Annotated in this window: 18 protein-coding genes and 1 pseudogene; 10 read left to right on the top strand and 9 right to left on the bottom strand. The window is 44.5% G+C overall.

Annotated elements, in window-relative coordinates:
• Positions 1-299 precede the first annotated feature (299 nt).
• The 5 genes from AC23P2_RS13195 to AC23P2_RS13175 all read right to left on the bottom strand — a co-directional run bounded on the left by AC23P2_RS13195 (position 300) and on the right by AC23P2_RS13175 (position 4512).
• Positions 300-1139, bottom strand: coding sequence for a transglutaminase family protein (locus AC23P2_RS13195; RefSeq protein ID WP_487773627.1), 840 nt, complete (start codon positions 1137-1139; stop codon positions 300-302).
• Between the two features lie 69 nt (positions 1140-1208).
• Positions 1209-1943: a proteasome-type protease gene (locus AC23P2_RS13190; protein WP_487773626.1), complete on the bottom strand. Its 735-nt coding sequence runs from the start codon at positions 1941-1943 to the stop codon at positions 1209-1211.
• A gap of 9 nt (positions 1944-1952) precedes the next feature.
• On the bottom strand, positions 1953-2936 hold the full coding sequence (locus tag AC23P2_RS13185) for an alpha-E domain-containing protein (protein WP_487773759.1): 984 nt from the start codon (positions 2934-2936) through the stop codon (positions 1953-1955).
• Between the two features lie 97 nt (positions 2937-3033).
• A complete protein-coding gene (locus AC23P2_RS13180) occupies positions 3034-4089 on the bottom strand; it encodes an aldose epimerase family protein (RefSeq protein WP_487773625.1) in 1056 nt (351 codons plus the stop codon).
• 246 nt (positions 4090-4335) lie between these two features.
• A complete protein-coding gene (locus AC23P2_RS13175; protein WP_487773624.1) occupies positions 4336-4512 on the bottom strand; it encodes a T9SS type A sorting domain-containing protein in 177 nt (58 codons plus the stop codon).
• A 222-nt stretch (positions 4513-4734) separates the two neighbouring features.
• On the opposite strand from AC23P2_RS13175, the gene AC23P2_RS13170 reads away from it, so the two are divergent.
• The 4 genes and pseudogenes from AC23P2_RS13170 to AC23P2_RS13155 form a co-directional block, all read left to right on the top strand.
• Positions 4735-5613, top strand: coding sequence for a hypothetical protein (locus AC23P2_RS13170; protein WP_487773623.1), 879 nt, complete (start codon positions 4735-4737; stop codon positions 5611-5613).
• Between the two features lie 411 nt (positions 5614-6024).
• Positions 6025-6249, top strand: coding sequence for a transposase (locus AC23P2_RS13165; RefSeq protein ID WP_487773758.1), 225 nt, complete (start codon positions 6025-6027; stop codon positions 6247-6249).
• A complete protein-coding gene (locus AC23P2_RS13160) occupies positions 6209-6643 on the top strand; it encodes a transposase (protein ID WP_487773757.1) in 435 nt (144 codons plus the stop codon). Before AC23P2_RS13165 ends, AC23P2_RS13160 begins: the two co-directional genes overlap by 41 nt.
• A gap of 46 nt (positions 6644-6689) precedes the next feature.
• A pseudogene (locus AC23P2_RS13155) lies at positions 6690-6824 on the top strand (ATP-binding protein); the annotation flags it as partial.
• Positions 6825-6839: 15 nt separating this feature from the next.
• Here the strand turns inward: AC23P2_RS13155 and AC23P2_RS13150 are convergent.
• Together AC23P2_RS13150 and AC23P2_RS13145 are read right to left on the bottom strand one after the other, a co-directional pair.
• On the bottom strand, positions 6840-8081 hold the full coding sequence (locus AC23P2_RS13150) for a DEAD/DEAH box helicase (RefSeq protein ID WP_487773622.1): 1242 nt from the start codon (positions 8079-8081) through the stop codon (positions 6840-6842).
• A 92-nt stretch (positions 8082-8173) separates the two neighbouring features.
• The gene (locus tag AC23P2_RS13145) at positions 8174-8842 is read right to left on the bottom strand and encodes a DUF4386 domain-containing protein (protein ID WP_487773621.1); all 669 of its coding nucleotides are present in this window, start codon (positions 8840-8842) and stop codon (positions 8174-8176) included.
• Between the two features lie 194 nt (positions 8843-9036).
• Here AC23P2_RS13145 and AC23P2_RS13140 point away from each other — a divergent pair, with 194 nt between their 5' ends.
• Complete coding sequence (locus AC23P2_RS13140; protein ID WP_487773620.1) at positions 9037-10356, top strand: serine hydrolase domain-containing protein; 1320 nt, start codon at positions 9037-9039, stop codon at positions 10354-10356.
• A 202-nt stretch (positions 10357-10558) separates the two neighbouring features.
• Here AC23P2_RS13140 and AC23P2_RS13135 read toward each other — a convergent pair whose 3' ends face one another.
• Positions 10559-11014, bottom strand: coding sequence for a hypothetical protein (locus AC23P2_RS13135; protein WP_472487745.1), 456 nt, complete (start codon positions 11012-11014; stop codon positions 10559-10561).
• Positions 11015-11116: 102 nt separating this feature from the next.
• Here AC23P2_RS13135 and AC23P2_RS13130 point away from each other — a divergent pair, with 102 nt between their 5' ends.
• From AC23P2_RS13130 to AC23P2_RS13120, 3 genes are all read left to right on the top strand, one after another.
• Positions 11117-12067 (top strand): helix-turn-helix transcriptional regulator, encoded by a 951-nt coding sequence (locus AC23P2_RS13130; RefSeq protein ID WP_472487746.1) that lies wholly within the window; start codon positions 11117-11119, stop codon positions 12065-12067.
• A 75-nt stretch (positions 12068-12142) separates the two neighbouring features.
• Positions 12143-12571 carry a VOC family protein gene (locus tag AC23P2_RS13125; protein WP_487773619.1) on the top strand — a complete coding sequence of 143 codons (429 nt, stop codon included), beginning with the start codon at positions 12143-12145 and terminating at the stop codon, positions 12569-12571.
• Positions 12572-12605: 34 nt separating this feature from the next.
• Positions 12606-13058, top strand: a complete 453-nt coding sequence (locus AC23P2_RS13120; protein WP_487773618.1) for a GyrI-like domain-containing protein — start codon at positions 12606-12608, stop codon at positions 13056-13058.
• Positions 13059-13123: 65 nt separating this feature from the next.
• Here AC23P2_RS13120 and AC23P2_RS13115 read toward each other — a convergent pair whose 3' ends face one another.
• Positions 13124-13969: a cupin-like domain-containing protein gene (locus AC23P2_RS13115; protein ID WP_487773617.1), complete on the bottom strand. Its 846-nt coding sequence runs from the start codon at positions 13967-13969 to the stop codon at positions 13124-13126.
• A gap of 266 nt (positions 13970-14235) precedes the next feature.
• Here AC23P2_RS13115 and AC23P2_RS13110 point away from each other — a divergent pair, with 266 nt between their 5' ends.
• Positions 14236-15984: a phospho-sugar mutase gene (locus AC23P2_RS13110; RefSeq protein ID WP_487773756.1), complete on the top strand. Its 1749-nt coding sequence runs from the start codon at positions 14236-14238 to the stop codon at positions 15982-15984.
• 230 nt (positions 15985-16214) lie between these two features.
• On the top strand, positions 16215-17912 hold the full coding sequence (locus AC23P2_RS13105; RefSeq protein ID WP_487773616.1) for an ABC transporter substrate-binding protein: 1698 nt from the start codon (positions 16215-16217) through the stop codon (positions 17910-17912).
• Positions 17913-17944 lie beyond the last annotated feature (32 nt).

Below are 17944 nucleotides of genomic sequence, written 5' to 3'. Positions count from 1 at the left end.
AGGGATATTCAATATTTCTTTTTGGGACACAAAAACACCTCAATAGCTCCCTAAAGCGCCATATATGCGAACAAACGGCTTTAAACAAAGAAGAAACACCTACAGCTAAAAATCTGATTATCAAATTTTTAACTAAACAAAAAAGAAGATTAAAAGAAAATAAATATGTCTAATAACAAGACAAAAAACAGGTATAAATTCAAAAAGCAACTGGAATACAAAATTTCCAATATAGTACATTATATCATCAAAAACACGGGTTATGTCGTGTTTTAAAATATCACTAAAAGACATAATATTTATCTAATCCCTACCACTACTTCGGTGGTCAACAATGAGCGAGCTCGCCCCCGAAATGTACCCGATAAGGGAGCAATAGACTGAGGCTCTCCCGACGCTGCCAAATACACGTGATTGTTCCCAACGGCTTGTCCTTCCGTAGGGTCAAAGCCACGCCAACCTGCCCCAGGCAAATACACTTCCGCCCAAGCATGTAAATCATTCTCTTGCAATACATTACCATACAGATACCCACTTACAAAACGCGCCGCCAAACCGATACTTCGGCAGCAGGCCACAAACAGTTGAGCAAAGTCCCGACAAGACCCTTTTCGACCAATCAAGGTATGTTCGGGCAACATAGGAGCGCCTACTTCGCGGCGTTCATAAACATAGTCTTGGGCAATGGTTCGACAAAGCGTGGTCAAAAAAGGAACGGTCATCCACCGCACTGAAGCGGCCGTGTGACGGGCATACTGTTCGACATACGTAGTCACCCCTTCCCGTACGAGATACGGTTGTAAATATTTTTTTAGGGAGGCAGAATAATGAAACGGCAGGCGCTCGGTTTCAAACGGAAATAAAACAAATCCGAAGGGATTAAAGGCATTGGAAGCCAAGGTCATTTCCACCGAAATCGACAATCGGTCGGTCATTTCTCGAAAATAGGCGATTTGTTGGTGATTTCCCTCGGCGTCAACATTTTGTACCAGCATACTGGGCGTGGGTTCTATCACCATCGAATACCCAAGTAAGCGCTGATGTGGAGAAGCTTTCGGTTGCAGATAAATGGTATGAGCGTCGAGGCTAACGGCTTCGGAATACGAATAAGAGAGTTTATGCAAAACGTGTATATTCATAACAATGTACCCTGAGTTGAAAAGGCATATATATAAATAAAAAAAAAGGTGGAGATTTACTCCACCTTTTTATACTTTATCTCGAACTTTATCAAGTATCGGGTCCATCCAATCGTTTGGCAAACGCTGGACAGAATTTTGGAGCAGCATACTCCATTGCAGCGACAAATGCGCTAAATCATCTTTTTGAAAGCGGTGTTCGGTCAGATGGAAACTTCCTTCTTCATACATAACCACATCAATAGGATAATCAACGTCGTTGGCACTCACCCGCGTTGAATCAAAAGACAAAAAACCGACTTTCAGTGCATCCATCAAAGAGGAATCATACTTTAAACTCCTGAACAACAGCGGTTTTCCGTAATTAGAATTACCAATAACAAAAAACGGCGACGTTTCTCCCACCTCTACCCAGTTACCTTCAGGATAAAGCAGGTAGAGTTTGTGTTCGTCGTCGTCTTCCAATTGCCCTCCTACAATGGCGTGCAAATTGAAACGAAGTCCAGCGGCATCCAGCGCTTCTTTATCTTCTCGTGCCACTCGCCTTACTTGTTGGCCAAAGGCATTGACGGCCTTATACAGTTTGTTAAAATTCCCATCTTCTTCTTCTAACACTTCTCGAAAATACGTCACGGCTTTGTCACGCACCGAGCGTAGCCCCGATGTCATGATAAACAACGAATGATTTTCGAGCTGATGGACCGAAATTTTTTTGTTGGTACTCACTTCAGTACCCGATGTGAGGCGGGTATCGGCGATGGCTACCAGCCCAGAGGCGACTTTAATGCCAAGACAATAGGTCATTGTAAAAACTTAGGATTGAGATTGGTACTGAAACGCTTCGACAGGTTTGATGTCGAAATACGTTTCAAAAATTGCTTTACTTACCTCATTTCCGCGAATTTGGAATTGGTCGAGGTATTGGTGCAAACCTGTTTCAAAAATATCTTCAATGTCGGTATATTCGATTTCAGAGCGAAGTTTACCCATTTTTTTCTCCGCTTGGTTACTAAAGCGGTTGGAGGTAGGTGTGCCCGAAATTTCGTACAACGATAGCTCCGCTTGACGGATACAATGGGCCATTGCACGGGGGAAGAGTTTATCAAGAATCAAAAACTCAGCGATGTGCTTTGGTGTAAGTATCTGGTTTTGTTGACGATACATATTATAGGCACTTACCGACTTCAACACTGCTGTCCAGAGCACCAGTTCGAGTGTACTTCCTGTCACGTCCGAGTCAGGCATGAGGGTAAAATACGATACATCCAAGAAACGCGACGTTTTGTCGGCCCGTTCCATAAAACGCCCTAAGCGCCCAAAATGCCATGCTTCATTGCGCGTGATGGTCGCATCCACGATGCCGTAAAACAGCTGCGTTCCGTTTCGTACTTCCGAATAGAAATCCTGCATGTGGTTCAAATCCCACTCTTGTTTGGGTTGCACATTGCGCAGCCACAAATAAAGCTGGTTCAGGTTTTCCCACATTTCCTTCGAAATACTTTCCCGAATCGTCCGCCCATTTTCCCGTGCGGCCGAAATACAGGTATAAATCGAGTTTGGATTCCGCTTGTCGAACGTCATGAAATTAATCACGTTTTCGCGCGTGGGCTCATCGTAATGCTGATAAAACAAGTAGTTATCGGCAGTAGCAATCAGCAGTGGCTCCCATTGTTCGCTGACACTGGGAGGCAAGTCAAATGCCAAATTGAAATTTACTCCGATGAAACGAGCATAGTTTTCAGCTCGCTCTATATAGCGATTCATCCAGTAAATGGAATCTGCAACGCGGCTTAACATTGCCATACTATTAAGGTGGGGGTTGGTGAATGACAATCGCTAAACTACTGTAATAATCCGAAATGGCCAAATTTTTTACTGTATGTCTCTCTGTAAACTACTTTACCGAAAATTTATATACTGTTTTGGTATAATATTCTTCGCTAGGGCGTAAAACAACGCTGGGGAATTGGGGCTGATTGGGAGAATCAGGGTAATGTTGGGTTTCAAAACAAAAACCAATACGCTTCCGATAAGTAATGTTATTTTTACCTGTGATGTTATTGCTCAAAAAATTACCTGTGTAAAACTGAATCCCTGGCTCAGTTGTAAAAACTTCCATAAAACGCCCCGAAGTAGGTTCGTAGGCCGTTGCGGTTGGGCGTAAGGTCTTTGGTTCTCCATTGACTACCCAACAATGGTCATACCCCCCAGCTACTTTGATTTGGTCATCCTCAGGGTCGTTGATTCGCTCCCCTACGACATGTGGTTGAAGAAAATCAAACGGCGTCCCTTTCACCGCACGCAGCTCGCCCGTCGGTATCAAGTTTTTGTTTACTGGCACCAAATAGTCGGCGTTGATTGTCACGATGTGGTCGAGTACGTCTGTTTTTGCCCCAGTAAAATTAAAATAAGTGTGATTTGTCAAATTGACAATGGTCGTTTTGTCGGTCGTGCTGCGGTACTCAATTTCCAGGGCATTGTCGTCGGTCAAACGATACGTCACTTCCGTAGAAAGCGTCCCAGGAAACCCCTCTTCTCCGTCAGGACTCACGTACGACAGCTTCAAGGCATTTTCTGACTCTATCACTTCTGCCTTCCAAATTTTTTTATCAAAACCCTTTTTTCCACCGTGAATGCTATTGACTCCGCTATTAACAGCCAATGGGTATTCTTTTCCTTCCAAAGTAAACTTGGCATCAGCAATGCGATTTCCGTAACGCCCGATTAGGGCACCAAAATAAGGCGAAGCTTTCAAGTAACCATCCAAGTTGTCGTAGCCTAGCACCACATCTTCTTTCACGCCATTTTTGTCGGGCACTAACAAATGAGAAATAATTCCGCCATAGTTAGAGATGCGTACCTCTACCCCAGCTGCGCTACGCAAGGTAAATAAGTCGGCCGTTTGGCCATCGGGCAATTGCCCAAAAGTTGTTTTTGTAATTGTGTTCATCTTTTTGTTAGCCGTCTTTTTTGTCGATTTTTGAGCGAAGCTACCCACGCAAGCTCCCACACTTATCAGACATATCATTGTCAAATTAAATACAAACTGTCGCATAAAAATAGAAATTGGTGAGGTAAAACAACGTTTTCTTTTTTTCAAAGCATGAATCTTTCCAATTCTCTCCTTTATATAAACAAAAAAAACAGGAGTGTTTTATCAAAACACCCCTGTTTATACTAGCATTTTACTATGTTATTAATCCACTTTCACCACTTTCAGCGTGGCTTGTTTGTCTCCCGCATTGACCTTCAAGAAATACATCCCGTTGGCCAGCTCGCTGACGTTAAACTCCTCTTGATGCGTGCTGGTCTCGGGTGTAAATTGACGACTCAAAACCCGACGACCCGAAGCGTCCGTTAAGGTAGTTTCCACTGCTCTCCACTGTTCTTGCTGCGCCTACTCCTATCCCATCAGCAGCAAGATAAATTACTCGTAGAAGTCAAGGTCGCCTTCATTAAAAAGCATATCTATTTTACAAGCAACCCCTTCCTAACTATGGCATTTTTCCAGAAGATGCGTAGTTTTGTGGTTGTCTAAATTTATCATCGTTATCGCTGATTACTTATACTTCTACTCGTTTTGCTCCACCCAGCTATGTCAGTTCGTCTTTGTTTTTTTATTGCGCTTTTCCAATTGGCGGGTTGTATTTTACATGCCCAATCCACACCTCCTTCAGTGAATACCTTGAAAGGTGATTACAAACGTGCGACCAACAATCGCCAGCGGTTGGATATTTTAAAGCAACTATTTGCTTACTACAGACCAATTGATGTCGATTCAGCACAAATCATTTTGGATTTAGCGTTGCCCATTGCGCGTCGTTCAAAGGATACCAAAACAGAAGTTTTTCTTCTAACCAAACAAGATACGCTGTATCGAATAAATAAGGCAGATCCTAAAACAGGATTTGCGGTGTATTTTCAAGCACTTCAGCTGGCAGAGTCCATTTCAGATAGTGCCGCCTTTAGCGATATTTACTACGGCATCGGCCGTATTCAAGATGAGCAGCAGAACAAAGAGGAAGCCGTAAAAGCATTTCTTACAGCCATTCAAACCGCTAAAACGGGGGTTGCTCTTTACAATGGGTTGGAATCGCTTGCGGTACACTATGCCAATAACAAAAACCTTACCGAAGCCAAAAAATACTTCAAAAAGGCAGAAAACCTGGTCATTGGCTCAGCAGATATTGCCAACTATCGTTTGAGGCTTTTTAGTAACATGGGCGAGTTTTATTCACAATATAAGCAAGATACAACCAAAAGTGTCTCCTACTTTCGCAGTGCTACACTCAGTGCAGTTACCAATCCTCAAACTGACCTTACCCGCTACTTAATAGAGACCAAAGGTTTAGCGATGACCTTGTTAAACCTCAAAGACTATAAAAACTGCATTTCACTTTGTCGTAAATTGATTATTTATCGAAACAATCACAAACACAACATTCAACTTATTGTAACGCGAACTTTTCATTGAATTATGTCAAAAAAGGGGATTTAAAGGGCAATACATAGCATAGAGAGTGAAAGAATCGTATTTTGGAGTTACCAAGCTTCAAAAACTAACCAATTTCTCCCTATGCTGACGGAAATATACTACGAAGTGGACGAGTTCAACAAGAAACATCTGGAAAAATTGCGGTTTATGCAGCAAAGATAGATTGGTATCCTAAACGCCAATTAGGCTGTATGACTATGAGCGAAATCATGACAATCCTGATTTACTATCATTATTCTCACTACAAAAATTTCAAGAATTACTATGAGGAACATGTGAGTAAAGAACTCAAAAAAGACTTTCCAGATTTAGTGGGTTATGATCGCTTTGTATGGTACATTCCCTTAGCTTTTTTACCCATGTTTCCATTTATATCGTTGTAAGTTATCTATTCGGACAGGTATCTATTTCATTGACAGCACCAAAATAGAAGCTTGTCACCCTAAACGAGTACACCAGCACAAAGTCTTTAAAGGGCTGGCCGACTGGGGAAAGACCTCTGTGGGATGGTTTTATGGAATAAAAATACACCTCATTATCAACCGCGTCGGCGTTCCGAAATTTAGGAGAGGTTATACAAACTTGCTTCACAACAGGAAGTTGCTCAGATACTAATATTTCCACTCTTTTTTACCTTCTCAAGGACCTTTCTGGATGGGTATTTGGTGACAAGGGCTATTTGATGAATGAAGCCAAAATGGCATTTATTGAGTACAATAATGAGGTCGATTTCTTTGCCAAACCACGCAGCAATGTAAAGAAAAAATCAGCCAAAGAAATTCCTTTACAAGCCCAAAAGATGGCTAAAAAAAGACCTGTTATTGAAACCGTTATTGGTATTCAAAAAAATGTAATGGATCTTGAACACACCAGGCATCGAAAAGCTACGAATGCTTTTACGCATTCATTGGCTGCTATATGTGCCTATTCTTTTTACCAAAGAAAACCCAAAGTTAGTATTACAGCACCATTGGAATTGAGCCAGTATTGTACCCCAATCGCTGCATAGATATTGAAAAGTTCACGTTAAATTAGGAACAGACCTTGAACAAGGTACGGGACTAGGACTCGTCTTGGTCAAGGAGTTGGTAGAAGCCAACCAAGGAAGTATTGAAGTAAACAGTGAACCCAACAAAGGAACGCTGTTTAAACTTTATTTCAGGACAAGCCTAGCGGCGGCATTATCCTGAAACAATCCTCATTTCTTATGCCTGTGGGGTACTTTTAGGCCCCTTAGAATGCCCCCCTCGGCGGAAAGGGCGTTTGTTACTTTTAGGTTTTTTGTTGGGCGACGCAGGTTTATACACAGGAGCATCACCGAGGCTTACTGGCAATGCCAACTTTGGCAGTTCCTTTCCAATAAGTCGCTCAATAGCGGCTAATTTTTTTTGGTCTTTTTCGTTGATAAACGTCACGGCCGTGCCTGTCGTAGCTGCGCGCGCTGTGCGACCAATGCGGTGAATATAATCTTCAGGGTCGTGGGGTGCGTCAAAATTTACGACCAAATCAATTCCCTCTACGTCAATTCCGCGTGAGAGAATATCCGTTCCAATCAGAATCGGTAACGCCCTGCTTTTAAACTCCCGCAAAATCTCTTCACGTTCTTTTTGCTCAAGGTCGGAGTGAAACGCTTTAGCCTTTACTTTGGCCTTTCGAAGCTCTTCATTGAGTTTTTTTACGTTTTCCTTCGTGGAAGCAAAAATGATAATGCTTTCGTAGCTCCCCTCCTTCAAAATATGTTTTAACAACGGTATTTTTTGGGCGTCGTAGGCCAAATATATCTGTTGCAAAATTCCCTCGGCAGGTTTGGCAACGGCAATACTGATTTGTTCGGGATTCTGCAAAATCGTCTTGGCCAACGTTCTGATTTTGGGTGGCATGGTTGCCGAAAACAAAAGTGTTTGGCGTTGCGAAGGTAAATAGCTGATTATCTTGATAATGTCATCATAGAAACCCATGTCCAGCATACGGTCGGCTTCGTCCAAAATCAAGTGTTGCAGGTGCTTGAAGTTGATTTCGCCCATTTGTAAAAGCGCAATCAAACGCCCTGGCGTAGCGATGATTACATTGCCACCGTCGGCCAAAGCACGGCGTTGTTGGCTCCATGCCGCGCCATCTCCCCCACCGTAAATGGCAATAGAACTTACGCCCGTAAAATAGCCCAAGCCTTCGATTTGTTGGTCAATTTGGATGGCCAACTCGCGGGTAGGCGCTAAAACAAGGGTATTGAGGTGCCGAATTTCGTCGGGTGCAATGATAATTTTATTCAGAATTGGCAACAAGTAAGCGGCAGTCTTACCCGTTCCCGTTTGGGCACAGGCAATGAGGTCTTTATTGTCAAGAATAACGGGTATTGCTTGCGCTTGGATGGGGGTAGGTTCATCAAAACCCATGGCATTTAGTCCATCCAAAAGCTCATATTCAAAGTCAAAATCGTCGAAAGTCAATGGTGATGTGATTAAAGGTGAAAGTACAAAAATAGGTTTTTTAATACAATAATCTACTTATCCCCTTTCTTTTACCACAATAAAGCCCTAACCTACCCCTTCCCGCCTCTCACCAAAAGCCAAATGGCCAAAGAAAGTTCGCCCAAAGCCATAGGAGCGCTTAAAATCGCTTCGATTTGTTTACGATAAACCGAAAAATCAGCTATAATCTGTTGGGCTGTATGAATGCCCACGTAACAAATTCCCGCAAAACAGACTAGAAAACCAAGCCATTTTGGGGTTTTAGGCGACGTTAAAATCAAATACCCTAAAACCAACAAGTGAACGCCAAACAAAATTAGCCCCAACGACCACCCCCGCAAGAAATCTTCTAAATACGCCATGACCTCCGCTGCTTTTTGCATTTTGGCCGAATCTAACAAAGGGAGCAACGGAAGTAGCGCCGCACCAAGCGAGAGCGAATAGACCCAGCGAAGCACCGCCGCCAGCATCGACAGGTGTGAATTGGTACTGTAAAAGAAGCCGTAAAGCGCCCAACCTACCACTACATCCAAGAGTAAAATCCCGACGAAGGTGGCTACCACCCAATATACGAGCGAAGGTGTTTGGTTAAATTGTTGAAAAGTCGCCAACGTATCTCCTTCTACGTACAAGGTTTCAAACGCATAACCGTAGCCAACTCCCGCCAATAAGGCCATCAAAATCAATGAACTACCTGCAATCAATGCCATCTGCCTACGTGTTTGACTGGTTGTTTTCATCTCTGTATTCATTCTTTTGTGTTAGTGTTCATTTTTCACAAAAGTAATCCACCGCCGAGGCACGAGTCGTTGACTAAAGTTAAGAAAGGAGGAAGCACTCTCAAAAATTGTCCTTTGGTAAGGTTAGTAAATGCCGAGCCTCAGCTTTTTGATTCACATCGACTTACTTGAATCCTTTGTGAATACCTGCTCCAATGACCACCAAAAAGAAAATCACCTATACCCTCCTTTGTTTCATTGTTATTGGAATTGGCTACGTGGCCCAGTACGCCTATCGTTTTGCCCAAATTGGAGCGGCTTACAACGCCAAAGCCGTTTGTTCATGCGTGTACGTATCGGGACGGCCGCTCACCTCCGTGATTGCCGAAGATTTGTACGCAATCCCTTACGGCACCAACACCGTTGACACCACTCAGCAAACCGCAACGGCTACGATTTTGGGCATCATCACCAAAACAGCCATGTATCGACCCAAGCTCGGATGTACGCTCGTCAACGAAAGTACGATTGAAGAACTTCGTCAGCAGCCATCGGTTACAGTCTCTACCGATGCCGCCCTCGTGGCCGATTCTGTTTTGCCCGCTCCCCAACAAACTGCGTTGCACAAGACCTTTGACTGGGCTTTTTCGGAGCCCGATGCCCAACATCCGATTCAGACTCGCGCCGTCGTGGTGTTACATAAGGGAAAAGTTGTAGCCGAACGTTACGCCAAAGGCATCGCCCCGACGACGGCTCTCACGGGCTGGTCGATGACCAAAAGCGTGACCAATGCCATGATTGGCCTTTTGGTCAAAGACGGCAAACTCAACGTCAATCAACCTGCCCCCATCACCGAATGGGCCAACGACGACCGCAAAAAAATTACGCTCGATAACCTGCTTCGCATGAGTAGCGGCCTAAAGTTTGAAGAAAACTATTCGACCATCAGCGACGCAACCAAGATGTTGTTTTCGGTAGCAGCGGCAGGTCGCTATGCCATCCATAGCCCCTCAGAAGTACCCCCTGCGACCAAATGGTATTATTCGAGCGGCACGACGAACATTTTACAAGAAATTGCTCGTCGGCAGTTCAAATCACACGCTGCGTATATTAACTTTCCCCACGAACGGTTGTTCAAAAAGCTAGGAATGAGCACCGCCCACCTCGAACCCGACCCTTCGGGCACCTACGTGGGTTCATCGTTCTTGTTTGCTTCCGCCCGTGACTGGGCAAAATTTGGCCAACTCTACGCCCAAGACGGTCTTTGGAACGGAGAACGCCTTCTTCCTGAAGGTTGGGTCAATTACTCCTCACGCGAGACTCCTCATTCGGAAGGGCGTTATGCTACTCAATTCTGGACGTACGTGCGCCAAGCAGGCTTACCTGCCGACAGTTTTACCATGAATGGCTTTGAAGGGCAGTTTGTCCTAATTGTTCCTTCCAAACAACTCGTCGTCGTGCGTTTGGGCTGTACGCCCCAAGAGAAGTATTTTGACGAAGTGAAGTTTTTCAAAGAAATTGCGGCTCTCTTCTAACAAGTATAGTGGTCGTAAACGGCGAAACAGGGAGGTTGGGAGCAACCTCCTGCACATTGCCGTGGGTTTGGTTGCTCACAACCAAACGAAAACCGCAGAAAATAGAGGTTGTGAGCAACCTCCTGCACATTGACGTGAGTTTGGTTGCTCACAACCAAACGAAAGCCGCAAGCAGGGAGGTTGTAAGCAACCTCCTGCACTTTTATAATTTCTTAAACTTCAACGTTAACTTCGTCATGCGAGGTGGATCATAGAGCGTACTTCGGGTTTCCATCTCAAACGCATCTTCATACACGTTGCGCGGATAAATGTTCCAGCCGCCCGTTTTGGCCACGGTATCACGCAGGGCAATGACATTTTGTTTTTGGTATTTTTCCCACTGAAAACGTTTATTTTCGGTCGCTCCTTTAAAATGCCCCTCAAACGTACCATCAGGCAAAAAACGCACCCAATCCATGTATTCATCAAACTGAACACCGCTGATATGCGGAATGTGCTTACCTTCTTTAAAGACAGGGGCTTCGTCCATCAGAATTTCTTGTATTTGCCATTTAGACACCGCCGTTAGTCTGGCTTGGGCCTCGTCAACATTCTCGGCAGGACGGTTACAGCCCGACAAAATCAGTAGAAAAATGGGTAGAAAATGGTGCAATTTCATCGTTTTTTTTCGTATTTTTAGCCCTAAATAAGCTTCCCGAAAGTTCTGAAACTTTCGGGAAGCTATCTCTCCGTACAAGTATAGTGCATTTTTTCCAAAACCATGAACCGCATCGACCGCCTTACAGCCATCTTGATTCAATTACAATCTAAGCGCGTAGTGAAAGCCCAAGAAATTGCCGACCGTTTTGAAATTAGTCTTCGTACGGTTTACCGCGACATTCGCGCGCTCGAAGAAGCAGGCGTACCGATTGGCGCCGAAGCAGGCATTGGGTATTTTCTAGAAGACTATCACTTACCCCCTGTTATGTTTTCCAATGAAGAGGCCAGCGCCTTGCTTTTTGGAGCTAAGTTGGTGAGCAAAATGGGCGACGCTTCGCTCAATGAAAGTTTTGAATCGGCACTTTACAAAATTAAGTCAGTGCTTAAACGTTCAGAGAAAGAACACCTCGAAGACCTTGATAGCCGAGTAGCAGTACTAAACCGTCGCCGTCAACAACCGTTTTCGGAGCATTTGCTCAATCAAATTCAACAGGCCATTGTCCGCCAACACGTTTTGTTGATTGATTATGTATCTAACTATCAACCACAAGCTACGCAACGAGAAATCGAGCCCATTGGCCTTGTTTATTATAATTCACATTGGCACTTGATTGGCTATTGCCGCCTTCGGGGCGACTACCGCGATTTTCGTACCGACCGCATTCAGCAATTAGTCAATACCGAGAAGTTCTTCCAAAAACAAAACCTGTTGACCCTTCAAGCTTACCTTGGCCGACTTCGGGTGCAGGAAGAATTGGAAGAAACGGTCGTTTGGGTACACCGTGGTGCGGCGGTTTTTATGCAAGAACAAAAATACAGTTGGGGGTTCATTTCGGAAGAAACCCAGGGCAAATACGTCCGTATGACGTTCATGACCCAGTACTACGAAGGCATTGGTCGGTGGCTGCTGTCGTACGGTAAGCACATCAACGTCGAAGGCCCTCAAAAACTGAAAGATACCATGCGCGACATCGTTTCGGAAATGGCTGAACACTATCTCCAACCCTACTGACATACTGTTGTCACCACGGCCTTTTACCTTTGTAGTGTCAAATAAAACAACACATTATTTAACCTACAACAAGCCATGACAACAATTAATCCTTACTTGAGTTTTTTGGGTAACACCGAAGAAGTTTTCCTTTTTTACAAATCCGTTTTTGGTGGCGAATTTGCTGGTTTCCAGCGCTTCAAAGACATCCCTGGCTCCGAATCAATGCCCGCCAACGAGTTAGAAAAAGTGATGCACGTGGCCCTTGAAATTGCACCAGGCTACGTACTCATGGGTACTGATTCGCTCGAAAGTGCAGGCCACACCGTCAACATCGGCAACCACATTTCTCTCTCTATCGGAACTGACAGCAAAGAGGAAGCGGAACGCCTCTTCAACGGTTTGTCGGCAGGCGGAGAAATCGAAATGCCCCTTCAAGACACTTTCTGGAATGCCTACTTTGGTGCTTTTACTGATAAGTTTGGCGTCAAATGGATGGTGAATTACGACTATCCTCAAAAATAATCGCGTTGCTATTACCCCACTTTTTTTAACAGCCATGAATAACAAATATACCAAACCGTTCACCGCCCTCGTCTTTACAACCCAAACGACACTTCCACAGTTAGGCACACTCGTTGGGCACGTTGCCCAAGATTTATACCGCGAAGCAGCGGCACTAAATTTACTTCCAACGGGGCCTATCCACTGGAATTATGTAGGTTTGGACGGTAAGCCTGACACGGTTTTTACCCTCGACATTGTCTTACCCGTTCAAGGCAAAGAAGTGCCTTCTGGTCGCTTTGCCTTTCAAACCATTCTACCTTTCAAGTGCATATCGCTTGTACACGAAGGCCCTTGGGAAGAGCTTCCTCAGGTGTATGGAAAAGCCATGAGTTTCATCCATTCGCAAGGCTTGCAATTGAGTGGTGCCAACCGCGAACTCTATGTGATGATGGACTTTGGAAATAGCGAAAACAACGTCACTGAGGTGCAAATTGGGATTTTATAGAATAAATATAGTTTGAGTGTTTGAACCTCCCGAAAGTTAAAAACTTTCGGGAGGTTGTTTTTTAGTTATATAAGCGCCAACGCCCGCTCGTTTGCTTTTTCTTCTTTCCAATGTTTCCAAGTCGGACCCAACACTTTGTTCATGCCTTTGTCAATCACAAAATGACGGGTGATGTTCCATAAACCACGTAGGCGCGTAAACATCGTGTCGTTGGAACGCAGCGCAATCGAAAAACCGCCGTCCACATAATGGATGAAATGCCAAAAAGTAGAGGGGATAAAAATGGTTTCGCCGTGTTCGAGGGTCGTATCCCAACCTTGTGCTTTTCGGAAAGCGGGATAACGTTCGTAATCGGGTCGTAACACATTGACGTGGCTTTGTACCGTAAACGGATGTTGGTACAAATACGGGCTTTGGTCGGGGGCAAAAAGCACCACGCGTTTACGGGTCTGAAACTGCGTCAGAAACACCGAAGAACAATCAATATCGTAGTGCAGATTGACAACGGCATCTTGTCCTCCAAAAAACATAAACGGATACTCTTTAACAAATCCGTCGGTGATGGTCGGGATTTGCACGTCCTTGACTAAGTCGGGCGCGTGTTGAAAAATGTTAAACAAAAACATCCGTAACTCCGTCGGCCCCGCTTGAATCAACTCCAAGTAGTCGCCAAAAGGCATGTGGATTTTGGGAGCCATATAGCCTTTTCCCGCATCGTGAAAATCGTTTCCAAAGAGCGGCACGTTCAGCTGTCCGTAGTGTTTTTTCAAATACTCAAAAGTCCACTTTTGAGTGGCTGGCCAATCGGCGGCCAAATCTTTAAATACTACGGGTTTGCCTGGCAACAAGTACTGTTCTCTAAATTCTTCGGGAGTAAGCCCCGAGCGCTTTTCAATTGGCTGTAGTTTCATGGTATAACGCTGGTTCTGAAGTGGAAAATAGTGTTGTTAAAATAACGAAAAACCAAAAAAAATGACTCCCACTGTTCTAACAATTTAATATACGTTTAATGAGCCTTGGACTTTCTGCATGACAACTCACAGCGCATTCCCCCTCAATAATTTGACATAACTTTTCGATTCACTTGCAAGATTCGGCTGAGTTAGTAAATTTGTCCGTCAACAGTCAGATTTTATACTTAGATTATTTCTCAAACCTCCAAAAACATAAACCTACCATGCTCGAAGCTGCTGTACAAACCAAAATAGACCAATGGCTTAGCGGAAATTACGATGCTGATACAAAAGCAACGATCCAACAACTCCTTGACCAAGAAAATAGTACCGAACTTACCGATTCGTTTTACAAAGACTTAGAATTTGGAACAGGAGGTTTGCGCGGTCTGATTGGTGTGGGTTCCAATCGGATGAACCAATACACCATCGGAGCAGCTACGCAAGGGTTGGCCAATTACCTCAACAAAAATTTTGCAGGAGAAGCCATTAGCGTAGCGATTGCCCACGACAGCCGCATCAAATCGGATGAGTTTGCGCGAGTAACTGCCAATATTTTTTCGGCCAACGGCATTGATGTGTATCTTTTTGAAGCCCTTCGCCCAACGCCAGAACTGAGCTTTGCCATCCGTCTTTTGGGCTGCAAAAGCGGCGTTGTTGTGACAGCTTCGCACAACCCAAAAGAATACAATGGTTATAAGGCATATTGGGACGATGGCTCACAAGTAGTAGCACCGCACGACCGCAATGTGATTGCAGAAGTAAATGCAATCCAGTCGATTGACGACATTAAATTTGAAGGTGATAGCGCTAAAATTCACCTCATTGGCAAGGAAGTGGACGAAAAATACCTCGACCAAATTGTCTCACTTTCTATTTCTAAAGACGCCATTACGCGCCAAAAAGACCTTAAAATTGTCTTTACGCCCATCCACGGAACGGGCGTGACGTTGGTACCACCGCTGCTCCAAAAAATGGGTTTCGAAAACGTGACCGTCATTGCCGAGCAAGCCGAACCTAACGGAAACGGACAGTTCCCAACGGTGGTTTACCCCAACCCCGAAGAGTCAGAAGCGATGTCGATGGCGGTAAATAAAGCCAAAGAGATCGACGCTGATCTTGTACTGGGCACCGACCCCGATGCTGACCGCGTGGGAATAGCCGTTAAAAATCACCACGGTGAAATTCAGCTCCTTAACGGTAACCAAACCGCTACGTTGCTCATTTATTACCTCCTTCAAGCGTGGAAAGAAGCAGGCAAATTGACGGGTAAAGAGTTTGTTTGTAAAACCATCGTCACCACCGACCTCATCGACAAGATGGCGGCAGGTTATGACGTTTATTGCTACAATACGCTCACGGGCTTTAAGTACATCGCCCAAGTAATCAGAGAGTTAGAAGGCCAACAGCAGTTTATCGGTGGCGGCGAAGAAAGCTACGGTTACCTCATCGGAGATGCTGTGCGCGACAAAGATGCTATTGCAAGTTGCGGAATGATTGCCGAGTTGACGGCCTATGCCAAAGACAAAGGCTTGAGCTTGTTTGATATGCTGATGGAAGTCTATAAACAATTTGGCTTCTACTACGAAGGGCTCATATCATTGACCAAAAAAGGAAAAGCGGGGGCCGAAGAAATCCAACAAATGATGGCCGACTTCCGCGCCAACCCTCCGCAGTCGTTGGCAGGCTCGCCCGTGGTTCGCATCGACGATTATAAGTTTTTGAAACGTACGGAAAATGGCACAACCGTTGACATTCCTTCGGGAAGCATGGGTATCGAATCATCGAACGTACTTCAATTCTTTACCGCCGACGGCACCAAGTTTACTTGCCGCCCATCGGGAACAGAGCCTAAAATCAAGTTTTATGTAGGCGTAGTAGCACCGCTCAACAACAACGAAGAGTTTGATGCCGTCTATGCGTCGTTGAAACAAAAAGTAGCCTCTATCGGGGAAGAATTGGGATTGAAATAAGACCAAATAATAATTTTTTTTAAAAATTTTTGGGCAGATAAAATAATTTGCCGTATATTCACGTTACGTTTAGAGTCCCAGTGACAAACTGGGGCTTTTCATCATAGGTTAAGTGTGAGAAAAGCCATTCGCATATAGCGAGTTGGCTTTTTTGTTTTAGAGGTTCTTCCGTATTTTTACACCCAACCAAATTCTACCATATACAACGTACAACCCCTAATCAACTCGTAATGAGGAAAATAAATACCTTACTATGGTGTCTTACCCTGTGGGCTGGGGTAACGCTCTCGTACAAAAGTTTTGCCCAAGATGCCAACTACGAACGCGACTATAAACGTGCCGTAGCACTCTATAAAACAGGCGAATACAACCTCGCCATGGCTGATTTACTGCTGTTGACGGCCCGCAAATACCAACATGGTCTGGTTCCTTTTGCACAGTACTATTACAGCTTGGCGGCCCTCAAAAACAACCGACCCCTCGAAAGCCAACAAATGTTGCTCCAACTGAGAGAACGCTTTCCTGAATGGAAAAAAATGGACGAAGTGTCGTATTTACTTGCCGATTTGTCGTTTCGGGACAAGCAGTACAACAAAGCCTTGGAGTACTTATCTGAAATCACCAATGTGTCGGTCAAAAAGGACGTAGAACCGCTCAAACGCGTGTATATCAACCCCGTTCAAGATTTAGCGTTGCTAAAAAAACTCAATCAGCAACATCCTTCCGACAAGATTGTGGCCCTTCGATTGATTGACGTTATTCAACGAACCTCCAACGACAAAGCTGATTTGGAACTGTCTGATGACCTTACGAATCGCTTTGGGATTGCTCCTACCAAGCCCAAAAACGATGTAACTCCGATGAAAAAAGCAAACACCAAAGGTTATTACAACATCGCGGTGATTTTGCCTTTTAAAGTAAAGGAGTTTTCACCTAACCAGCGCGTTCGTAGCAATCAGTTTGCTTACGACATGTACGAAGGCATGAAACTTGCCAAAGCCAAGCTCCAGCAAGAGGGGATTTTGGTGAATATGTTTACCTACGACATAGGCAGCGACCCCGAAGACATGCTGAATGTGGTCAACAATACCAATTTTGCCCAAACCGACCTCATCGTTGGCCCTGTTTACAGCGAGCCCGCCAAACTTGCCGCTGATTTTGCCCAAAGCAATGGCATTTTTTACGTTCACCCCACTTCACTCGTGACCGACCTAAGTGCTACTTTTTCCAATACACTTTTGCTGCAACCTTCTTTTGAACGTCAGGCGTCTCAAAGTTTTGATTATATGCGGTCGTTACCCACTGCTACTTCCAAAAAAGTAGCCATCTATTATGGCAGTTCCCGCCGCGACTCCACGTTGGCTGCTGCTTACCGCACCAAAGCCACCGCTTCGGGCTATCAGGTATCGGATTTTCGTCGTACCCGCGAAAAACTAGACAGCACTGCGACCATTTCGAGCGTAAACAAACCAGGTCATATTGCCGTTTTTAGTAGTAATGAAAACGATGGAAACAAAATATTGGGTCTGATGGATAAACGTCATATCAACGTTCCTTTGCTTGCCAATTCTACGGCCTTTAACGTGGGCGTAGTCGGGGCAAATACATTTAACAATAGCCCTGTTTATATCATTGATACCGAATTCATTGATATTGCCAAATCCCAAGTCCGCGATTTTCAGAATTTGTATTTTTCAAAACGTAACACCGTTCCGTCGATTTATGCTTTGCAGGGATACGACCTCGTGTTGTTTTTTGGGCGAATGCTTCACAAATACCAAAACCAACTACGCAACGGACTAGATGTACGTTCGTACGACGACGATTATTTATTATCGGGTTTTAATTACCAACATTCCAACGATAACCAAGTTGTACCCATTATCCAAATCGACGATGCGAGGTGGGTGCGGGTCAATGCTCAGTAACCAATGAAAATAGGGTTCACACAGAGCATCTG

The organism is Runella sp. R0.1_18, from assembly GCF_057652155.1.
Note: the sequence above shows the minus strand (reverse complement) of the source record. Positions and strands in the feature narration are given on the sequence as shown.

Coding starts and splice junctions, on each gene's coding strand:
- AC23P2_RS13185 (WP_487773759.1), bottom strand. CDS start 2,936: ATGTTAAGCCGCGTTGCAGATTCCATTTACTGGATGAATCGCTATATA.
- AC23P2_RS13190 (WP_487773626.1), bottom strand. CDS start 1,943: ATGACCTATTGTCTTGGCATTAAAGTCGCCTCTGGGCTGGTAGCCATC.
- AC23P2_RS13115 (WP_487773617.1), bottom strand. CDS start 13,969: ATGAAACTACAGCCAATTGAAAAGCGCTCGGGGCTTACTCCCGAAGAA.
- AC23P2_RS13170 (WP_487773623.1), top strand. CDS start 4,735: ATGTCAGTTCGTCTTTGTTTTTTTATTGCGCTTTTCCAATTGGCGGGT.
- AC23P2_RS13110 (WP_487773756.1), top strand. CDS start 14,236: ATGCTCGAAGCTGCTGTACAAACCAAAATAGACCAATGGCTTAGCGGA.
- AC23P2_RS13120 (WP_487773618.1), top strand. CDS start 12,606: ATGAATAACAAATATACCAAACCGTTCACCGCCCTCGTCTTTACAACC.
- AC23P2_RS13105 (WP_487773616.1), top strand. CDS start 16,215: ATGAGGAAAATAAATACCTTACTATGGTGTCTTACCCTGTGGGCTGGG.
- AC23P2_RS13140 (WP_487773620.1), top strand. CDS start 9,037: ATGACCACCAAAAAGAAAATCACCTATACCCTCCTTTGTTTCATTGTT.
- AC23P2_RS13135 (WP_472487745.1), bottom strand. CDS start 11,014: ATGAAATTGCACCATTTTCTACCCATTTTTCTACTGATTTTGTCGGGC.
- AC23P2_RS13130 (WP_472487746.1), top strand. CDS start 11,117: ATGAACCGCATCGACCGCCTTACAGCCATCTTGATTCAATTACAATCT.
- AC23P2_RS13195 (WP_487773627.1), bottom strand. CDS start 1,139: ATGAATATACACGTTTTGCATAAACTCTCTTATTCGTATTCCGAAGCC.
- AC23P2_RS13180 (WP_487773625.1), bottom strand. CDS start 4,089: ATGAACACAATTACAAAAACAACTTTTGGGCAATTGCCCGATGGCCAA.
- AC23P2_RS13125 (WP_487773619.1), top strand. CDS start 12,143: ATGACAACAATTAATCCTTACTTGAGTTTTTTGGGTAACACCGAAGAA.
- AC23P2_RS13145 (WP_487773621.1), bottom strand. CDS start 8,842: ATGAAAACAACCAGTCAAACACGTAGGCAGATGGCATTGATTGCAGGT.